We start from the raw sequence: 20,491 nt of genomic DNA on the forward strand, positions 1-20,491 counted from the left end.
GAAAGCGGCGGTCATGAAGGCGGCGCCGTGATGGCGCCGCTTTTGTTTTGATGGGCTCTAAATCGCGGCGCTCTCAGGTGCAGGCTGCCTTCCTACTCGTCATTCCGGCGCAGGCCGGAATCCAGTAGCGTCTGTGCCCGGCTGTCGCGTCATGACACCCTGCTGTGAAGGCTCTTGCGAAAACTTAGCTGGATCGCCACTGGATTCCGGCCTGCGCCGGAATGACGAGCAAACAACGAGGCGCACCTCGCGCAATGTGATCAACCGAACACGATGCTCGCGACGGCCCCATTGGTATCGGTACGCGGACGCATCGACACATCCCAACCGTAGAGATCACACAAGCGGCGCACGATCGCCAGGCCCAGCCCCGCGCCGCTGCCACCGGCACCTTCGCCGCGCACGCCACGCTGGAAAAGACGCTCGGCATCTTCAGGCTTGATGCCCGGGCCGGTGTCGATCACTTCGATGCGATCGGCGCTCACCTCCACCGTGACACGCCCTTCGAGCGTGTACTTGATGGCGTTGCCGATCAGGTTGGTGAGCGCCACGGCGAGCACCGATGCCGGCGCATTGATGCTTGCCGAATGCTTGACTCGCAGTTCCACTTCCAGCGGCTTGTCGCGCATTTGCGGACGCTGGCTTTCGATCACGTCCGAGGCCACCTTGCACACGTCGGTGGTTTCGCCACGCGTGGGGCCGCGACGTTCCGCGCGCGACAGCAGCAGCAAGGCCTCGATCAGTTCGGTCGCCTGACGCGACGAGCGCTCGATGCGCTTGAGGCGCTCGCGCAACTTGTCGGTGAGATCAGGCGAGCCCTGCAGCAGTTCGGTGGTGCTGGAAATGACCGCCAGCGGCGTGCGCAGCTCGTGGCTCACGTCGGAGTTGAATTCGCGGTCGCGCTCCACCATCGCGGTGAGTCGTTGCGAGTATTCGTCGAGTGCGAACGCGAGCTCGCCCACTTCGTCATCGGCAAAATGCGGCGCCAACGGTTCGGCTTTACCGTTCTTACGGAAGTCGCGCAAACGACGCGCCAGTTCGCTGACCGGCTTGAGTACCTTGCGCGACAGCCAAAAACCAAGCACCAAGGACAACAGACCAAACAGGAACACTGCGGCGATCACGCTGATGACCAGCTGGCGCTTGCCCAGCTCTTCACGCGATACGTCGTAGCGGACAAAGCTGATGATGCCGTTCTCGCGATACACGGCCAGCTTGTAGTGGTGTTGCGTGCCGTCATCCGCTACTTCGTTGATGTCGTGCACACCCGTGTCCAGGTTCTGCCACGTCAACGGCGCCTTGTAGAGGGTGCGCTCGCTCTTGGTCATGCCGGTGATCAGGCGCGACCCGGGCCCGGGCGCATCGGGGTGCGCCTGGGCAAACTGGTTGGCGTATTTCGCATCGTCAATCAGGCTGGAGTTGACCAACTGGTCCTCCACCCTGCTGCGAATATTCAACGCCGCAAACGCAAACAACGCGCTGAGGCCGAAACCGAACAGCGCGAAGGAGACGACCAGGCGAAACCTGAGCTTACGCCTGGACTGCATCCGGTTCGACCATTCGATAACCGATACCGTGACGCGTGTGGATCAGCGGCTTGTCGAACGGCTTGTCGATGGCTGCACGCAGACCATGGATGTGCACGCGCAACGAATCGCTGTCGGGCAGTTCTTCGCCCCACACGCGCTGTTCCAGGTCCTGGCGGGTCACCACCGAGGGGCTCGCTTCCATCAGGGCCTGCAGCAGCTTCAGCCCGATCGGGTTGAGCTGGATCGACTTGCCTTCACGGGTGACCGTGAGCGTGTCGAGGTTGTAGGTGAGATCACCCACCTTGAGGACGCGGCTCTGCGGACCCTTGCCGCGACGGGCCAGCACTTCCAGGCGCGCTGCCAGTTCCTGCAGGGCGAACGGCTTGGTCATGTAGTCGTCGGCGCCAGACTCAAAGCCGGTGAGCTTCTGCTCCAGCGCATCACGCGCGGTCAGCATGAGGATCGGCGTTTGCTTGTGGGCCTCGTGGCGCAGCTTGCGGGCCACGTCCAGGCCGTCCATGCCCGGCAGGGTCAGGTCGAGCACGATCACGTCAAAGTCGTGCACGACGGCCAGATGCAGCCCCGTGACGCCATCGCCGGCGAAATCGACCACATGGCCGCGGTCTTCCAGATAATCGCCGATGTTGGTGGCGATATCGCTGTTGTCTTCGATCACCAGTACGCGCATGCGTCCTCCATACGCAGCCGGCATGAGGCCGGCCGAGGCAACAAGCTTAACAAGCTTGTGGTGGGGAAAGGGGCCTCGCGGGGAAGAAAGCTGAACGAGGCCGGGCATCGGGCAAGAAAAAAGCCCAGGCCGCTCGACTCGTGGTCGCTCGCCTGGGCTCAAGCTACTGCCCCGATACCGAAATCTGCTGTCACCAGCCCTTACGGAAGTGCCAACAAATTGCAGTGGGGACTTTATAGGTGTCGTGCAGTTACACGGCGGTTAACCGCTACTCACAACGCCGTTAATGGGCTTAATTGCCGCCCCGCGGATTCTGGACCTTCATCATGTCCTGCTTCATGCGCTGCGACTGATCATTCTCTTCGTTGATCTGACGCTGGGTCTTGCACACCGTCTTGGGAATGTTCGAGCCCATCGGCTTGACCTGCTCGCACACTTCGCGATTGCCGTCGTTGCGGGTCAGGATCGCGTTCACTTCCGACTGCTTGTTGTACAGATCGACCTTGGCCGACTGATCCATGGCGTCGACCGTGCCGAACTTGTCGTACAGCGATTCCATGCTGCTGAGGTCGCGATCAACCGTCGCCTGGTCGCCTGCCTTCACGGAATCGAACCGACCGCCGGGAGCCATCTGCTGACGAACATGGTCGGCTACCGCAGCGAATTCGTCCTTGGTAGTGGCCTTGACGTCAGGCTTGGTTTCCTTTGCTTGAACCGTCGCCACCTGCAACACGAGCATCATCGCCGCCGTGACCGGCAGCCAGTACTTCCGCTTCATTGATTTCCTCCACCCTGCGGCATCCCCCCTCGGGACGCGCCCTGCAGGAACTCCCATGCTAGGCCGGCTTTCGGCGTGGGGTCAAAGGCCAAAAGTGGTAGTCCTGCACAAATGAACTCAGCCGGCCCGTTGCGAGCGCCGTTTGATGGGGGCCGCAACGGCGCCCGACTCGTTTTCCAGGAGCTGGATGATCGCGCCCGCCACATTCACGCCGGTGGCGGCCTCGATGCCCTCCAGGCCAGGCGAGGCGTTCACTTCCAGGATCAAGGGGCCGCGTTTGGAGCGCAGCATGTCCACGCCGGCCACGCCCAGGCCCAGGGCCGCGGCGGCACGAACGGCAATCCGGCGCTCCTCGGCGCTCAGCGTGGCGGCCTTGGCGGTGGCCCCGCGATGGATATTGGCGCGGAATTCGCCCGGGCTGGCCTCCCGCTGCATGGCCGCGACCACCTTCTTGCCCACCACGAAGCAGCGCAAGTCGGTACCCTTGGCCTCGGCGATGAACTCCTGCACGAGGAAGTTGGCGTAGAGGCCGCGGAAGGCTTCGATGACGCTCTGCGATGCACTGCGCTTTTCGGCCAGCACCACGCCGGTGCCCTGGCTGCCTTCATTGAGCTTGATCACGTGCGGCGGCTCGCCCAGCATGGCCAGCACGTCGGCGGTGTCGTCGGGGTTGTCGCCGAACACCGTGGCCGGCATGTCCAGGCCCTTGGCCGCCAGGATCTGCAGCGAGCGCAGCTTGTCGCGTGCGCTCAAGACCGAGTCGGAGGTATTGGGCGTGTACACACCCATCATTTCCAGCTGGCGCAGCACGGCAGTGCCATAGAACGTGCTGGTGACGCCGATGCGCGGGATGACTGCGTCAATGCCCTTGATCGCCTTGCCCTTGTAGCGGATGGACATATTGCCCGGCGCGATGCGCACGTAGCAGCGCAGCGGATCGAGCACGCGCACGACGTGTCCCCGCTCGCGCGCGACATCGACCAGGCGCTGCGTCGAGTACAGACGAGTGTTGCGCGAAAGTATGGCAATTTTCATGAAACACCCGTCGTGCCCGCCCGGATCGGTCGAGGCTGTGTGTAGGAAAGCGCAGGATCCACCGCAAATCGCCCGTGCAAGGCGCTACGGCCGAGCAGCATGGGAAACAGCATATGGCGCCTGTCGGTCAGATTGATGTCGACGGCAAAGCGCTCACCGCCCACCACCACGTCGGTGCGGATAAACCAGCGCAGCGTGCGCCGGCCACCCGTATCGGTGACGGCACGCCGGTCCAGCGCGAGGGTTTCGCAGGTCACGGCAACACGATGGCGTCCACCCACGGTGACGGAGAAACGCAGCCACGTATCGCCGGCGCGCACAAAGCTTTCCAGCGAGTCCACGTGCAACGAACTGCTGCGCGCGCCGGTATCAAGTTTGGCCTTGAGCAGAGGAATGCCGAGCATCGGCAATGCCAAGCGCTCCCGCCAGCCGAGGGTAGTCACATCCGCCATGATCAGCGCACGCCGCAAGGGTTACGTGTAGGGAGCTCGGTGGGGTCCAGAGCAATGGAGTCGAGAGCAACGGGGTCGAGACCAACTATGGAGCGGGTGAAGGGAATCGAACCCTCGTCAGTAGCTTGGGAAGCTACAGCTCTACCATTGAGCTACACCCGCATCGTTCGACGATGGTAACCCGCCTCCGCGGGGCTTGGGAACCGCCGCCCCCGGATGAGGACTGCGCATCAATGGCCGCGGGTTTACGGCGCAGTTTTCCCGGTATGCCTGGATTTGGCTATCCCAACCCGGCGTGAACCGGACATGGCGGCCGGCTGAACCACTTTTTGACGCGGCCTTGCCAGTCCTTGCTAGGGATGGATCGCTCATCCGCATAATGCAGCCGTCGGCGCCGGCAATCCCCCATGCGTTCTTGCGGGCGACGAAACCATTCCGCGATAACCATCGCGTCCAGCTCCGGAGAACCCGATGCGTGTGCTTTCTGCTTTCCTGACATCGCCGCAAAGCTGGCGATGGATGGCAGCGGCCCTGTTGATCTGCGCCAGCGGGCTTAGCCAGGCGCAGACGCAGGCGCCACCCGATGACAATGGCGCCGGCGATCCGCCTTCGCGCGTGGCACGCCTGTCCTATCGCACCGGCGACGTGGGTCTGCTCCCCGCTGGCGAAAAGGATTGGGGCGATGCCAGCCTCAACCGCCCGCTGACCACCGGCGACCGCCTTTCCACCGGCGACGGCGGGCGCGCCGAGTTGCAGCTGGACAGCGGCGTCCTGCGTATCGCGGACGACTCCAACTTCGGCTTCCTCACCCTCAACGACCAGCTGACCCAGGTCGAACTGACCCAGGGCACGGCTAACGTGACGGTGCAGGGGCTCGACGATGGCCAGAGCTACGAAATCGATACGCCCACCGTGGCCCTGGTGATCGATCAACCGGGCAGCTATCGCATCGATATCAGCGAGGATGGCAAGTCCACCCGCGTCACCGACTTCGCCGGGCACGCCACGGTCTATGGCGAGGGCGGCGCGCAGCGCATGGTGGCCGCGGGCCGCTCGTACGAGTTTGTCGATTCCTCGCTGAGCGTGGTGACCATCAACGACATCCAGGGCGGCGACGAGTTCGACAACTGGGTGGACAGCCGCAACCAGCAGTATGCCTCCATGCCCGCCGACCCCAATGTGTCGCCGGACATCGTGGGCGCGCAGGATCTCAACCAATACGGCAACTGGCAGAGCGATCCCGATTACGGCCAGGTCTGGTATCCCGCAAGCGTGGGCGCCGATTGGTCGCCTTACAGCGATGGCCACTGGTCGTACGTCGGCCCGTGGGGCTGGACCTGGGTGGATGCCGCGCCCTGGGGTTTCGCGCCCTATCACTATGGCCGCTGGGCCCATGTGCACAACCGCTGGGGCTGGGTGCCGGGGCCGGTGGGTGTGCGCCCGGTCTACGCGCCGGCGCTGGTGGCCTTTGTCGGTGGCGGCGTATCCATCGGCGTGGGCGGCCCGGTGGGCTGGTTCCCGCTCGGGCCGGGCGAGGTCTACAACCCGTGGTATCGCGCCAGCCGTGGCTACTACACCAACGTCAATGTCACCAATATCTATGTGCGCAACAACCGCAACCTGGTGATCAACCACATCAACGAGCGCTACAACTACTACCGCGACGGACGCGCGGCGCCCAACGAGCGCTACATCAACCGCGACGTGCCGCATGCGTTCCGCGCCATGTCGGGCCAGGATTTCGTGGCGGCGCGCAATGCGCGGCAGCATATGGCGGGTATGGATCCGCGGCGGTTCGCCGATGCCCAGGTCGCCCCGCGCGGCGTCGCCGGGATCGCGCCTGTACGCAGCAGCTTTGCGCCGCCGCGCGCCAACAACGGACGCCCCCTGCCGGCTGGCGGATTCCAGCGCGAAGTGGTGGCTCGTACCCCGCCGGCCGCGAATTTTGGCGGTCGCCCGGCCAACGTCGCCGGCAATCCGCGCATGACTCCCGAGCGGGATAATGTGCGACTCCTCAATGGCCAGGGGCCGGCCATGCGCGCCGGTGCGCCCAATCGCCCGCAAGAGGTTGCCGCTGGCCAGCCCAACCCGTCGATGCGCGGCAACCCGGCCGCGCCCATGGCGCGCCCGCAACCCCGCGGCGACAACGAACCGGGCGCCATGCGTCCGGGCGAGCTGCCGTCCTCGCGTTTTGTTCGACCGAACGGCCAGGCCCAGATCCAGCGCGGCGGAGACAACCAGCCGCGTCCGGGCGTGAGCTTCATTCCCAGCGCGGAATCCGATCGCATGCGCAGCCAGCAGGTGCCCCCGGGCAGCCTGCCCACGCCGCCGCGCATCGAACCGGCTCAACCGCAACAGGCGCGCCAGGACAACACCGCGCAGCAGCGCCAGGACATACAGCAACAGCAGATGCAGCAGCGACGGGCCGCGCAACAGCAGCAATTGGAGCAGCGCCAGCAAACCCAGCAGCAGGACGTCCAACAGCGCCAGGTAATGCAGATGCAGCAACAGTCGCCGCAACGCGACCTGATGCAGCAACGCCAGCAGATGCAGCAGCAAGAATTCCAGCAGCGCCAGGCGATGCAACAGCAGATGCAGCAGCGTGACGCCGCGCAGCAACGCCAGCAAATGCAACAGCGGCAGGAGATGCAGCAGCGCAACGAGGTGCCCCGCGGCAATCCTCAGCCGCAACAACCCCAGGCGCGGCCGGAGCAGCGTCAGCCGCAGCCCAACCATGAGGAGCACCGGGCGGCTCCGCGTCGGGACGACCAGCAGCGCAATTGACACGCCCTTTGATGTCCTCTGGAGGCCCGGCACCGCCGGGCCTCTTCACGCCAGGGCGGCATTCGGGCCGGCAGCCGCTACAATGGACGGATGCACATCACGCTCAATGGCAGTCCGCGCGACTGCGCCCCCGCCACCACCGTCGCCCAATTGCTTGAAGACGCCGGCTACGGCCAGCGCCGCGTCGCCGTGGAAGTGAACCAAGAGATCGTCCCGCGCAGCCTGCACGCCAGCCATAGCCTGGCCGACGGCGACCGCGTGGAAATCGTCCATGCCATCGGCGGCGGTTGATCGCCCGGGCATGCGCGTTCATGCGACGCCCAGTCGTCGCCGCAGACTGAAGACCTCACGATGAATATCAAGACGCTCGATGCTTCCGACCCGCTGATCATCGCCGGCAAGAGCTATGGCTCGCGCCTGCTCACCGGCACCGGCAAGTACAAGGATTTCGACGAGACCCGCCGCGCCAGCCAGGCCGCCGGCGCCGAGATCGTCACCGTTGCCATCCGCCGCGTGAACGTTGGCCAGGACGCCGGCCAGCCCAACCTGCTGGACGCGCTGCCGCCCGAAGAATTCACCCTGCTGCCGAATACCGCCGGCTGCTACAACGCAGTGGACGCCGTGCGCACCTGCAAGCTCGCACGCGAGCTGCTCGACGGCCACAAGCTGGTGAAACTGGAAGTGCTGGGCGACCAGCGCACGCTCTTCCCCGATGTGGTGGAAACGCTCAAGGCGGCCGAAGTGCTGGTGGCCGACGGCTTCGACGTGATGGTCTACACCAGCGACGACCCGATCCTGGCCAAGCGCCTGGAAGAGATCGGCTGCGTGGCGGTGATGCCGCTGGCCGCGCCGATTGGCTCGGGCCTTGGCATCCAGAACCGCTACAACCTGCTGGAAATCATCGAGAACGCCAAGGTGCCGATCATCGTCGACGCCGGCGTGGGTACTGCCTCGGACGCCGCCATCGCGATGGAGCTGGGCTGCGATGGCGTGCTCATGAACACCGCCATCGCCGGCGCCAAGGATCCGGTGCTGATGGCGCATGCGATGAAGCTGGCGATCCAGGCCGGGCGCGCTGCCTTCAAGGCTGGACGCATCCCGCGCAAGCGCTTCGCCTCGGCATCCAGCCCCATCGACGGCACCATCGGCTGACCATGAGCGACCTGCACGACCACGACGGCGAGCACGAAGACGCCGGACAGCCGCCCTTCATGCGCCGCATCCGCAGCTTCGTGCTGCGCGAAGGCCGCATGACGCCAGCGCAGCAACGCGCCTTCGACGACCACTGGGCGCGCTTCGGCATCGATTACAGCGGCACGCCGCAGGACTTTGCCTCTCGCTTCGGCCGCACCGCACCGCTGGTGCTGGAAATCGGCTTCGGCAATGGCGAGGCGCTGGCCTGGGCCAGCGAGCACGACCTCGCCCGCGACTTCCTCGGCGTGGAAGTGCACGGCCCTGGCGTGGGCCGCCTGATGAATGCACTGGCCGCTCGCGATGCCAGCAATGTGCGCCTGTACAAGCACGATGCGGTGGAAGTCCTTGAAAACGAGATTCCGCCCGGCACCCTCGCCGAAGCACGCATCTGGTTCCCGGACCCGTGGCACAAGAAGCGCCACAACAAGCGCCGCATCATCCAGCCCGACTTCGTCGCCCTGCTCGCCTCCCGCATGGCCCCCAACGGCCTGCTGCACCTGGCGACCGACTGGCAGCCTTATGCCGAGCACATGCTCGAGGTGATGGAAGCCGCTCCCGACTGGCGCAATGACCTCGGACCTGGCCAATACGCTGAAAAGCCCGCGTGGCGCATCGAGACCCACTTCGAGCGGCGTGGTCTCAAGCTGGGTCATGGGGTGTGGGATTTGTTGTACCGCAGGCGCTGAACGCAGCGCTTTGCACCCCCTCTCCCCTGCCGAAGGCGCGCCTCTCTAGAGCCAAAGAGTGCCTGTAGGACCGCACCCTGTGCGAGACCAGCCGACGAAGCGGCACGCCGCAGCGCGGCGGTCGCGCACAAAGGGCGCTCCTACAAGGGTTGCGCAGGGTCGTGGGCATATCGGATGAACGTTGCGATCCGCCATCTTGTGGGAGCGCACCCTGTGCGCGACAAGCCTACGGAGCGGTACACCCCAGCGTGGCTGTCGCGCACAGGGTGCGCTCCCACAGACAAGCAGGCGCGGCAAAGGTAAGGAGAGCGGACCAAAGCCGATGCGCAGCGACGCCCCGCATTAAGTCCTCAGCGATTCGGGCGCGTTGCGAAGCGCTTGGAAGTATCCCCTGTGTACCCTCGGAGGTTGTCCCACAACGACGCGCCTCAAGCGTTCGGGCTTATCCCAACACGATGCTGCGGGCGTTATAGGCCATTCTCTTTGGGTTACTTTTCTCTTGGGCCAGCAAGAGAAAAGTGACTCGGTCGGCGGCAGCCGATCGAAACGCCCGCCGCGTAGGCGGCACTCTGGCCTCGACGCGACAATCGAAGCGCAAAGTCACTGGATTCCTGCGTTCGCAGGAATGACCAGCAAGACCAGATACCCGCCCGCGCCGGGATGACGAGCCCACAACCAAAACCAAAAATCGCGCCCACTTTGCAGCCTGGGTTCACCAGCCCACCTCACCACGCGCTTATACTCACGTCTCAAACAGGGACGAGTCGTCGTAGCGTGAAGCTCCCACTGCCCACATCCAGCCGTCATCAGGACGCCCAATTCGGGGGCGCACCCTAGTGGGACTCGCCCTCACCCCTGAAATGATCCTGGTGCTGGGGCTGGTGGGCTTCACCATGCTGATGTTGGTGCTGGAGTGGATCCGCGCCGACATGGTGGCCCTGCTGGTGGTGGTCGTGATCGGCCTCACCGGGCTCATCCCTTCCGATCGCGTGTTCAACGGCTTCGCCGGTAACGCCGTTATCGCGATCATCGCGATCATGATCATGGGCGCGGGCCTGGACCGCGCCGGCGTACTCACGCTTACCGCCAGCTTCGTGATGCGCATGGCGCGTGGCGTGGAATCGCGCCTGGGCCTGGTCATCAACCTGGTCACCAGCCTGTTCAGCGCTGTGATTCCCAGCCAGGCGCTGGCCGCGTTGATGATTCCCGTCACCAGCCGCCTTGCCGCGCGCACCGGCGTGCCGATCTCGCGCCTGCTGCTGCCGATGGCGTTCTGCATCCTCACCGCCACCAATACCACGCTGATCGCCAACTCGCCGCTGATCGTGCTGAACGACCTGGTCGCCAGTTCGAACGCGAACCTGCCCGCCGGCGCGCACACGATTCCCAAGTTCGGCCTCTTCAGCGTCACGCCCGTCGGCCTGGTGCTGGCGCTCACCGGTGTCGCGTTCTTCTACTTCTTCGGCAAGAAACTACTGCCCGAGCGCGAAGACGAACGACTCAAGGTGACCCCGGGCCGCACGGAAAGCTACTTCGCCGACACCTATGGCATCGTCGGCGAAACAGCAGAGCTCACGGTCACGGCCGAAAGCCCGCTGGTGGGCATGAGCATCGGCGAAGTCGAGCAGCTGTACGGTGCGCCACTGATCCTCGCCATCAAGAGCGGCAACGATGCGCGCATGGCGCCACCGGCGGATCACGTGATCTGGGTGGGCTCGGTGCTCGGCGTCCTGGGCCCGCGCGACCAGCTCAACCAATTTGCCAACAACCAGCTGTGCAAACTCTCGCCGCGCATGCGGCAGTTGGGCGAGCTGTTCAACCCGTCGCGTGCGGGTATTTCAGAAGCGGTGATTCCGCCGAGCTCGCGCTTCCTCAAACAGACCGTGGGCGACCTGCGACTGCGCAAGCGTTACGGCATCTCGGTGCTCGCCGTGAATCGCGGCGACCAGGTGTATCGCGACGACGTGCGCTCGGTGAGTCTGCGCGCGGGCGACACGCTGGTGCTGCACTCGAGCTGGCGCGACCTCGTGCTGGCCAGCGAAGACCGCGACCTGGTGATCGTCACCGACATTCCGAAGGAAGAACAACGCCCCGGCAAAATCTGGCAGGCGGTCGGCTTCTTCCTTCTCGCCAAGTGCCTTGCCTTGTTCACCCACCTCGACCTTTCCGTGGCCATGATGACCGGCGCCATCGGCATGCTGCTCACCGGCGTGCTTAACATGGACGAGGCGTACAAGGCAATCAACTGGAAGACCATCTTCGTCACCGCCTGCCTGATTCCGCTGGGCTGGTCGATGGACGCCACCGGCGCCGCTGCGTGGCTTGCCCAAGAAGTGCTGCATCAACTGGGCCACACCAACCACTGGATCCTGCAACTGTCGCTGGCCATCCTCACCTTGCTGTTCTCGCAAGTGATGTCCAACGTCGGCGCCACCGTGATGATGGTCCCCATCGCCATCAGCGTCGCCGTAGCCACCGGCAACAACCCATCCGCCTACGCGCTGATCGTCGCCGTCTCCTCCTCCAACACCTTCCTCCTCAGCTCAGGCCACCCCGCCCTGATGATGATCGCCGGCCCCGGCGGCTACCGCGGCAAAGACTTCCTCCGCGTAGGACTGCCACTCACTGCGATTGTGCTGGTGTTGACGTTGGTGACGATTAATTTGATGTATCACTAGGCTTGCAAAAGCCCTAAGAAAGATCCGGCTCTTCATTGGCTCTCACTCAGAAGAGCCTGGGAGCTAAACCAATATCCGATCGTCATCCCGATTTATCGAAACTCTCGGATGCCCTTGAGATCGCTGGCTGGAGTGCCACCGCCAAGCACTTCCAACGATTTCGTCCAGACCGCAGAACTGCGGCTTCCAGCCAAGCTCGACGCGAGCTTTTGCGTTCGATGCAACGAGCACCGCTGGATCGCCTGGGCGCCTTGGCGCGATGTCATAAGCGACCGAGTGCTTCGTAATTCTTTCTGCAGCGGAAATCACTTCGCGCACCGAAAACCCTTTGCCGCTCCCTAGGTTGAATACGTGAGCGCCGTCGCGGTCAGACATATAGTCGAGCGCCAATTGATGCGCTTGTGCCAGGTCTTCAACGTGCACGTAGTCACGAACACACGTGCCGTCGGCGGTAGGGTAATCGTCCCCGAAGACCTTCAGACCAGCGCCACCTCCCAATACTGATCGAAGCACATTGGGAATGAGGTGAGTTTCCGGCTCATGCGCTTCGCCAATATCCCCATCTGCGCTGGCGCCGGCCGCATTGAAATACCGAAGGCAGACGGAGCGCAGACCATAGGCGCGCGCGGCGTCCGACAGTATCCGCTCTACCATCAACTTGCTCTGCCCGTAAGGGTTGATCGGGTTCAGTGGGTGGTCTTCGTCGATCACGCCGTGCAGTGGATGCCCATAGACCGCGGCCGTGGATGAAAACACCAATCTGTCCACTCCGTACTTGCGCATGACTTGGAGCAGATTGAGCGTGCCGCACACGTTGTTGGCGTAATACTCGTAGGGCATGGTCATGGACTCGCCCACAAGTGACCTAGCGCAGAAGTGCATCACGGCATCGATGCGGCGGCCGGAAAAGACATTCTCTAGCGAAGTGCCGTCCAGCAGATCAGCTTCAACGAAATCACCCCACTGGATAGCGTCGCGGTGCCCGGTCGATAAATTGTCGAGCACCGTCGCAGAGAAACCACGCACGGCAAGCCATTTGGCCATGTGGCTCCCGATATAACCGGCACCGCCGCAAAGCAGAATATTCATCGAGCCTCTCAACGAGCAAAGCCAAACCGACAAGTGACGCGCAATCCCAGTCTTCGGGCGGCGCCAGACGCTGGGATTTCGCGGTTCACGCTTAGGACTCAAATGTCCCGCAGCACTTCCGTCTCATCCGAAGGATTAGAACGGATCGCCAATACGCTTTGGACGAACAGATCAATCTCTTCACGAAAGCGTTTGGCCGAAAATTTCTCGGCATGGGCACGGCAGCTCTCGGCACTAAAGCTATGCCTCTTCGTTTCAAAGGACAGCACCGCGGACTTTACGGACGCTGCGCTTTGTTCTTCGAAGAACACTCCTGTCGGCTCGCTTCCGCTTGCACGAACGGTTTCGAGAGAGCCCCCTTTTCCAAACGCTATGACGGGCGTCCCGCAAGCCTGCGCCTCGACTGGAGTGATGCCAAAGTCTTCCTCGGCGGCGAAAACAAAAGCGCGTGCCTTGCCCATGAGTTCACGCAGGCGTTCATCAGATTGGTAGCCCAGGACCTCTACATTCTTTCCAGCCAGTGCCTTGATCTTTGCGTAGTCCGGCCCATCGCCTATAACGACCAATCGACAGTCGGGCATTTGGTTGAACGATTCGACGATGAGATCAACCCGTTTATAAGGAACGAGGCGCGAAGCGGTGAGATAGAAATCCTCTTTCTCCTTGACCATCTGGAAACGATCGCAGTCAACCGGAGGGTAGATCACCTTCGCTGTTCTTCCGTAGACCTTCTTGATCCGTCGTGCAATGAACTTCGAATTGGAGACAAAGTGATCCACGCCTGGTGACGTACGTATATCCCACAGGCGCATTTTGTGCAGAAACCAACGCGCGAGCCACGCTTTGATCCCACGATCCAGATTGGATTCCCTCAGGTACTGATGCTGCATGTCCCATGCATAACGAATCGGCGTGTGCACATAGCTCACGTGGATCTGGTCGGGGCCAGTCAAGACACCCTTGGCGACGGCGTGCGAGCTGGATATCACCAGGTCATATCCGGAGAGGTCCAGTTGCTCGATGGCCAAAGGCATGAGCGGCAGATAACTGCGATACCGTCGTCGCGCGAAAGGGAGTCGCTGGATGAAGGTCGTGCTCACCTTGCGCCCCCCGATAAATGCACGCTCGTGATCGGGCAGGAAGTCACAAAGGGCAAACAGATCAGCCTGAGGATAGATCGTCAGTATCTGCTCCAGAACGCGCTCTGCACCGGCGTAGGTGACGAGCCAATCATGGACAACCGCAACCTTGATGTTCATCGAGCGGTCTCCGCGACGATCTTCAGCATGCGGTCCATGCGCGCCTCATACGTGTGCTGGCGAGCCAGACCCAACCTATCGTCCAGGCTCGCGCAACGACCAGACAATGCATCTGAAATGCCGTCAATGAACTCGTGAGCGGATTTGGCAAGGCACGCGTGCTTCTCGTATGCCTTGAGCGAGGCTAGCGATGTACTGACGACTGGCCGGCCCGCAGCGAGGTATTCAAAGAATTTCATGGGAAACATGGCCGCCGTATAGTCATTGAGCCTGTTCGGCAGGATCGCCACATCAAATCCTTTGAGATATTGCGGCAGCGCCGAGTACGCCCTCGGTCCCAACAAATGGATGTTCTTTGCGCTTTTCAGGACTGATGGATCGGTCCAGGGATCACCCTCGCCGACCTCGCCGATCATCACGAGGGACCACTCCGGCCGCTGTTCGGCCACTTGGCGCAGCAGGTCAAAATCGATCTTGTAGCCGCTGATTGCGCCAATGAAACCAATGCGAGGCCCGGGAATCAACGCCAGATCTGCCGGTATGGCCGTGTCGCCGCTCATGGCCTGCGAAAAATGGTCGTAGTCCGCAACGTTGGGCAAATAGTACGTACGCGGATTGATTTCCCTGCGCGACAGCTCCAGCGTGGTGGACGTCACGAAGACCACGTCAGCCTTTTGGACCAGCTCGCCTTCGGCTTGCTCGAGGACAGAGACCGGCATGCCCGGCTGAGCCTTTATCTCGTCCACACAGTGATACACGACCCGCGGCCAAGAACGTAAGCGAAGCAGCTGATCGCTGAGAGGGTTGTACGTCCACAACCATGCGTCTCCCAGCCCGAGCCATCGCTTCCAGCACCACAGGCCCATTTCAAGGAGGCGCCGATTCAGAGCGCGAACAACTGGCAGGCCATGAAAGGGAAGCAAAATGGGGGACCAGACCCAGAGATTCGGGCGCACGCGTCGTGGCGACCGAACGCCCTTCCTGAGGCGCCGCAGAACACGTAGAAAGTCTCGCGAAGACAGACTAGGCCGACGCAAGCCCAAAGAATCCACGTAAAGAACACGAAAGCCGCGTTTGGCCAGACTCACCGCGACGTGCTGCTTATTGGTCCAGAACGGATTGTCCCAATCAGCCGTCGATAGGAGAACGATGTTATTTCCACTCATGCGGATCGGAGCCTCCACTTTCTCCACAAAGGCTGCAGGTCTTGGCGCAGGGCCGGCACAAGGGCGACATAGGCAATCCAATAGACAGCGAACAGAGCACCTGCGCTTACGACACCCGCCCAACCACGTGAGGGAATCAACAAGGTCATCGGGCCATAAGCGGCCGAACCTACGGCAAGCCAGATCAATCGCGAAGCGACCAGATATTGCACACCAAGGGCCCGTGCACTCAAAGCTAGAAGAACTGCGCCGTAGACGCATCCTCCCAAGCCCAGTACCACCGGTCCGAGCCATCGATAAAGCCCGAAATTGACAGCTGCGTTGCACACCAGGGCGATCGCCATAAAGCGAAATACTTCCCTGTTTCGCAACTGCGCACTGAGTGCCTTCATCAAGACATAGCTCACAACTTGCGCCCAGAATCCAATCGCGAAACCCCAGAGTATGGTTTTCGTGAGCGTCGTCGATGCTTCGCCGAAGTTCCCCCGCTGATAGATGATCGAAACAACCAGTTGGCCATGCATAGCCAAGGCGACAGACACGGGAATCGTCGCCAGCAGCAGAGGTGGGATTACACGAGCCAGCAGTTCCGTCGTCTCGGAAGCACTCATACGGCTGATCGCAGATAATCCAGCCAGGCCAAGCGGCACCGCCAGCAGTAGCACGCCCGTATCCGTAATGAACTTGGCATAATCAAGCGCTGCAGAGACATCCACACCGAGGAGCGACGCGACAGCACGCTCAGCCGCAATGTTTCCTTGCAATAGTAAGGGGAGCAGTAGCAGCGGTTTGACGACGCCCCAGAACTCCGCACCAATGCCCCGCATCTCGACTCGCGTCAGCCCTTGCGGTCGTGGCGCCCACCCCCGTCGTACTACACGTATGCCACCCCACAACGCAAAAACCAGGTAGGCGGCCGTGAATCCCCATGCGAGAAGCGAGGGCGCCTGCAACACATAGGCCGCGAGCGTGCCCACTATCATCCCCGCGCTCTGTAACGTAGCGCGCGCTGATGCCAGACCGTAAGAGCCGTGCCCCATCTCGAGGTACGAAAAAAGGCCACCGGCGATATAGAACGGCACGCCTAGACCCATGATTCTGACGAACTGGATCGTTTGCTCTCGTTCGTCTCTGCCAAATCCCGGGACGAGAAGGCTGATCCAGCTCGATACGCCCAATAAAAGAATGCCCAACACCACCAACGATGCCAGGAGCAACAGCCCGGCCACCCACCAGAAAAGGGCGCCGGCTCTCCTGGGATCTATCTGGTGATAGCGGCTATATAACGGCAGAAATCCGGCCGACAGACTATCGGCGGTGAAGAAGTTCACCGGAATTAGGGTTGCGGACTGGGCAGCGCGCAGTGCGGCGACCACGCCGGACGTACCAAACAGTGCCGCAAGTAGCACCTCGCGCAACGCACCGACCAGCTTGCCTGCCAGTGAGCCCCAGAACAGTTTCAATGATGCCTTCAGCACTACAGGCATCTCCGTGGTTCGAGCGCCTGCCTAGCCTCGACGAGCTCATCGAAGAGTCGTCCGTATGCGCGAGCACACCCAGCCAGCGAATACTCCTCTTTCAATACCGGAGTGAACGCGAACGGCATCGCCAAGGCGGATGCCATTGCGTTCGCTACAGCTGGGGCGTCGCGTGGGTCGACCTGCAATACGTGGGTGTCACTGGGCTTGGTATCCACCTCGAACAAGTGACTGGAGATCACCGACGGCAGTCCGCAAGCCAACGCCTCGAGCACATTCAGCGGCAAACCTTCGACACGCGTAGTCGAAAAGAGCATCACGTCGGCGCTCTGGAGATAGGACGCTATTTCCTCGCGCTCAACGCTGCCAGTGAAGCAAATTTTCTGCGCAAGCCCGAGGTCCTCGGCCTGCTGCTTGAGCGCGTTGAGTTCGGGTCCATCACCAATGATAAGGTATCTTGCGCTGCCCACGCGGGTGGCCAACAAGGCGAACGCATTGATGCCAAGGTGCACTCCCTTTTGCTTGTGCAGGCGGCAAGCTGTGACTACGACCTTCGCGTCATCAGGCCAGCCGTTTTGAGCACGCAACGTGGTCCGACGAGTGGCTGACGCCTTGAATTTCCCAGTATCCACGCCGTTTGCGATGGCATGAATTCGCCGACTATCGATGGACCAGCTGTAGGGCGGACATCGCAAGTCGTTGGCCACGGCCTGACCCACTGCAACGATGGCATCGAATTGACGATAAGCGAGTGAGTCTTTGACCACCCAAAGCAGGTTTCGTAGCGACGTTAGGAGAGCCTTGGCGGAGAGCGTTCTCCACTTGGAAACGGCTTCGCCCCAGGACGTTCCATGTGCCTGCATGACGAAGGGCGTGCCGGGCATCTTGTCGCGCAGCGGCAAGAGACCTATCGCACCGGCGCTGATGCTGAGCACCACATCGCAGTCGTCCATGAGGTGGCTCTGGAAGTACTCCCTCGATCTTCGCCACCAGCGTGCACCGTAGCGACGCCAGTTGGTTCCAGGCACGGCAAAGATGGCTACGTCTTGATCGACGAACCGCTCCGATTTGCCCTTGATCTCCGTAGTTAAGATGCTGACGCGCGCGCCCGCATGGACGAATTCGCGCGCAAGATCCCAAGCGACTGCCTGCATACCGCCAATACTGTGGTGAGGCAACACGCGCGTAAGGATCACGAGATGCTTCATAGCAGACCCCGATAGATTTCAGACAGCACGGCAGACTGCTGCGCCAAGTTGAACTGCGTCTCTACTCGACTCCGTGCAGCGGAACCCAGCTGATCTCTCAGCGAAGCGCTTCCGACCAGAGTGCAAAGATGATCAGCCAAGGCATTGGCATCTCTCTCATCGGAGAGCAGGCCTGTGACTCCATCCAATACAGCCTCGGGAATACCTCCATGCCTGCTAGCAACAACAGGAATGCCCGCTGCCGCGGCTTCCAGAAGGACAATGCCAAAGCCTTCCGTCTCTCCGGCTTGAGTGGTGTTGCTCGGCAGGCAAAGCACCCAGGCGCGTCGCATCATCTCCACTACTTCCGCGTGTGAGCGAGCACCAAGAAAACGGACTCGATGGCCCAGGCCGAGCCAGTTAGCCATGGAACGAAGTGACGATTGGAGAGGACCGTCCCCAACCAGATGTAGTTCTGCCTCGGGATGACGGCCTGCGAGCGATGCGAAGGCCTTCAGCAGAGTATCGACGCCCTTCACCTCCACATGGCGACCCACGTGGAGGATGAGGGGGACAGGCGATTTCAGCCCCGGCGTGATGCCGTCGGTGTCTACGCCGATGTAATGAACGCGTGTTCTGGCCTCGGGAAACCCAAGCTGCAGCACTTTGCCGCGAATGAACTCTGAAACGCAGAGAAACACGTCGCCACGGCGAGCAAGGACTTTGCGTCGCAACAGATAATTCATCCGGGCAGGTGAGCGCGAATGCAGATGAGCCCTCACGCTTGCCGTGGCGTCGAACCCGTGGAATGTCGTGACCAGAGGCACCGACATTCGGGAGGACACGCGTTCCGCGTACACAGCATCCACGCCGAAATGGGCATGAATAAGTTCGGTGCCACTGTCCCGAAGCAATCTTGTGACCGGCTCGGGATTCATCGTGACGGCATGATTCACCCGGCGCAGCAAGCTGCCCTTGGGCCAAAAGTCCGCAAGTGCGACGCTCTTCAGAGAAGAGTGACCCGGGCCAAGCCGTTCTCGCCCTATGAGCAAGGGGGAAACGCCAACAAGGTGCTTGGCCTGCTCCGCAATGAAGGGCTCTGACCGCTTAAACAGTTGGTGCCGGTAGATAGCGACATTACGCATTATTTCGGTCCGTCTTGGCGTCAAATGCCACGAGGCGCGCGCGAAACAACGCCATCATGGCGGCCAACACCGGCGCCATATGCGTTTCACCCAGCAGACCAAGGTTTTCACCCAGGCCCTGAGACGTCAGCCAGAGAAAGCCCATCCCCAAAGCCAAAGCGAGGCCTCGGCACTCATCATCCACGTGCCTGATCTGCGCAAACGCTCGCTTCAACACGGCGACGGCGAAGCACAAGCCCAGAAGCATCGCCAGAATGCCGCTTTGCGACCAGAGATAGAGAAACGTATTGTGCGGCGGAAAATTGGGCGAAAGCCCCACCTGCCGCGCGTACGCTGGAAACGTGGCCTGCCAGCCTCCAAAACCCTGGCCAAGCAACGGACTCTTCGCCAGGCTGCTCACTGCAAACTCCCAGATCAGGAAGCGAGTATCCGTCGTGCCTTGCACTTCGCTACCGAAGCCAGCTGCCGAGCTTCTTGTCTCAATGGGGCCCAGCAAGCCGAGGAGCAGCAGAATGACGAGCCCTCCGCTGATAGCCAGGAATCCTTGTGCCACACCACCCTTTCGGAACAAGTACAGCAGATAGAGCAAACCACACATTGCTCCGATCAGCATGATCCCCGCCTTGGAGCCCGTAAACGGAATCACCCCTATCAAGACAATCGAGCTGATTAGCAGCAGGCGGTCACCGTAGGCGCGCGACACACCGAAAAGCATCATGGCCAACATGCCAAGCTCCGTCGAAGCAACGTTGGCGTTGACAAAGCCGAAGCCTCCTGACTTCAGCGGGTCGAAAACGTTGTTCTTGCCATCCAAAAAGAGCTCGTTGAGCACGTTTGCGTTAATGAAAATGCTGCCTAGCGGTGATTGAAGGAAGCCCATCTTCACCAGAGGCAGCAAGCGAAAGGCAACAACGCTGAAAGCGAGGAAAAGGGCGGCCAACGCCATCAGCCTCGTGCCACGGACGATCCACTCTGCACCGCGGCGTGACTGCGCGGTAAAACCTGCGTAGACAATGAGAAAGCCGAGTAGATTGCTTAGTGCGGCAAGAGCAAGGTGCAGATCGACCGACCAACTAAAGCTAAGAATCGTCACCAACACTAGTCCCAGCAGCGCGAGCGTCGGCCGGAAGTTGATGATTGACCTCGCCTCCCTAATAGCGTCGGGCCAAAATGAGCACGACAAAACAAAGACGAGAGATACAGGAGAGTCGCCTAGGCCCAACCCAGGCGGATAGATCTGCAGAATGCTGCTCGGCAAGATAGCTGCGATGCGCCACCGTCGCGGAACCACTGGCAGCCCGGCGATCAAGGCAAGTACAACCAAGAATGACATCGACTTAGAC

The 20,491-nt window shown here is 61.7% G+C and carries 17 protein-coding genes and 1 tRNA gene; 5 read left to right on the plus strand and 13 right to left on the minus strand.

Annotated features, from left to right (window positions below; genetic code table 11):
- Positions 1-260: 260 nt before the first annotated feature.
- The 6 genes from AC1DE1_RS12435 to AC1DE1_RS12460 all read right to left on the minus strand — a co-directional run bounded on the left by AC1DE1_RS12435 (position 261) and on the right by AC1DE1_RS12460 (position 4,644).
- Positions 261-1,547, minus strand: coding sequence for a sensor histidine kinase (locus AC1DE1_RS12435; protein WP_046972193.1), 1,287 nt, complete (start codon positions 1,545-1,547; stop codon positions 261-263).
- The gene (locus tag AC1DE1_RS12440; RefSeq protein ID WP_046972192.1) at positions 1,531-2,217 is read right to left on the minus strand and encodes a response regulator transcription factor; all 687 of its coding nucleotides are present in this window, start codon (positions 2,215-2,217) and stop codon (positions 1,531-1,533) included. The genes AC1DE1_RS12435 and AC1DE1_RS12440 overlap by 17 nt, the downstream gene beginning before the upstream one ends.
- A gap of 292 nt (positions 2,218-2,509) precedes the next feature.
- Positions 2,510-2,995, minus strand: a complete 486-nt coding sequence (locus tag AC1DE1_RS12445) for a hypothetical protein (protein ID WP_441604446.1) — start codon at positions 2,993-2,995, stop codon at positions 2,510-2,512.
- Positions 2,996-3,112: 117 nt separating this feature from the next.
- Entirely contained in the window at positions 3,113-4,030 is a 918-nt protein-coding gene (gene rimK, locus AC1DE1_RS12450; protein ID WP_441604447.1) for a 30S ribosomal protein S6--L-glutamate ligase, read from the minus strand.
- A complete protein-coding gene (locus AC1DE1_RS12455) occupies positions 4,027-4,482 on the minus strand; it encodes an ATP-dependent zinc protease family protein (RefSeq protein WP_441604448.1) in 456 nt (151 codons plus the stop codon). The genes rimK and AC1DE1_RS12455 overlap by 4 nt, the downstream gene beginning before the upstream one ends.
- Positions 4,483-4,570: 88 nt before the next feature.
- A tRNA-Gly gene (locus AC1DE1_RS12460) sits at positions 4,571-4,644 on the minus strand.
- Between the two features lie 309 nt (positions 4,645-4,953).
- Between AC1DE1_RS12460 and AC1DE1_RS12465 the strand changes: the two genes are divergently transcribed.
- From AC1DE1_RS12465 to AC1DE1_RS12485, 5 genes are all read left to right on the plus strand, one after another.
- Entirely contained in the window at positions 4,954-7,266 is a 2,313-nt protein-coding gene (locus tag AC1DE1_RS12465) for a DUF6600 domain-containing protein (RefSeq protein ID WP_477175009.1), read from the plus strand.
- Positions 7,267-7,356: 90 nt separating this feature from the next.
- On the plus strand, positions 7,357-7,557 hold the full coding sequence (thiS, locus tag AC1DE1_RS12470; protein ID WP_121882580.1) for a sulfur carrier protein ThiS: 201 nt from the start codon (positions 7,357-7,359) through the stop codon (positions 7,555-7,557).
- A 60-nt stretch (positions 7,558-7,617) separates the two neighbouring features.
- A complete protein-coding gene (locus AC1DE1_RS12475; protein WP_441604450.1) occupies positions 7,618-8,418 on the plus strand; it encodes a thiazole synthase in 801 nt (266 codons plus the stop codon).
- A 2-nt stretch (positions 8,419-8,420) separates the two neighbouring features.
- The gene (trmB, locus tag AC1DE1_RS12480; RefSeq protein ID WP_477175010.1) at positions 8,421-9,146 is read left to right on the plus strand and encodes a tRNA (guanosine(46)-N7)-methyltransferase TrmB; all 726 of its coding nucleotides are present in this window, start codon (positions 8,421-8,423) and stop codon (positions 9,144-9,146) included.
- 860 nt (positions 9,147-10,006) lie between these two features.
- Positions 10,007-11,824, plus strand: coding sequence for an SLC13 family permease (locus tag AC1DE1_RS12485; RefSeq protein ID WP_441604517.1), 1,818 nt, complete (start codon positions 10,007-10,009; stop codon positions 11,822-11,824).
- A 63-nt stretch (positions 11,825-11,887) separates the two neighbouring features.
- Here the strand turns inward: AC1DE1_RS12485 and galE are convergent, their stop codons facing one another.
- The 7 genes from galE to AC1DE1_RS12520 all read right to left on the minus strand — a co-directional run bounded on the left by galE (position 11,888) and on the right by AC1DE1_RS12520 (position 20,481).
- Positions 11,888-12,913, minus strand: a complete 1,026-nt coding sequence (gene galE, locus AC1DE1_RS12490; RefSeq protein ID WP_477175011.1) for a UDP-glucose 4-epimerase GalE — start codon at positions 12,911-12,913, stop codon at positions 11,888-11,890.
- Positions 12,914-13,011: 98 nt separating this feature from the next.
- Positions 13,012-14,172: a glycosyltransferase family 4 protein gene (locus AC1DE1_RS12495; RefSeq protein WP_477179104.1), complete on the minus strand. Its 1,161-nt coding sequence runs from the start codon at positions 14,170-14,172 to the stop codon at positions 13,012-13,014.
- A complete protein-coding gene (locus AC1DE1_RS12500; protein ID WP_477175013.1) occupies positions 14,169-14,918 on the minus strand; it encodes a glycosyltransferase in 750 nt (249 codons plus the stop codon). Before AC1DE1_RS12500 ends, AC1DE1_RS12495 begins: the two co-directional genes overlap by 4 nt.
- Positions 14,919-15,334: 416 nt before the next feature.
- Positions 15,335-16,825 (minus strand): murein biosynthesis integral membrane protein MurJ, encoded by a 1,491-nt coding sequence (gene murJ, locus AC1DE1_RS12505; protein WP_477179105.1) that lies wholly within the window; start codon positions 16,823-16,825, stop codon positions 15,335-15,337.
- Positions 16,816-18,024 (minus strand): glycosyltransferase family 4 protein, encoded by a 1,209-nt coding sequence (locus AC1DE1_RS12510; RefSeq protein WP_477175015.1) that lies wholly within the window; start codon positions 18,022-18,024, stop codon positions 16,816-16,818. The genes murJ and AC1DE1_RS12510 overlap by 10 nt, the downstream gene beginning before the upstream one ends.
- Positions 18,021-19,148 (minus strand): glycosyltransferase, encoded by a 1,128-nt coding sequence (locus AC1DE1_RS12515; protein WP_477175016.1) that lies wholly within the window; start codon positions 19,146-19,148, stop codon positions 18,021-18,023. The genes AC1DE1_RS12510 and AC1DE1_RS12515 overlap by 4 nt, the downstream gene beginning before the upstream one ends.
- Complete coding sequence (locus tag AC1DE1_RS12520) at positions 19,141-20,481, minus strand: O-antigen ligase family protein (protein ID WP_477175017.1); 1,341 nt, start codon at positions 20,479-20,481, stop codon at positions 19,141-19,143. The genes AC1DE1_RS12515 and AC1DE1_RS12520 overlap by 8 nt, the downstream gene beginning before the upstream one ends.
- Between the last annotated feature and the right edge of the window lie 10 nt (positions 20,482-20,491).

The sequence above is a fragment of the Dyella sp. 05T440 genome (assembly GCF_056395965.1).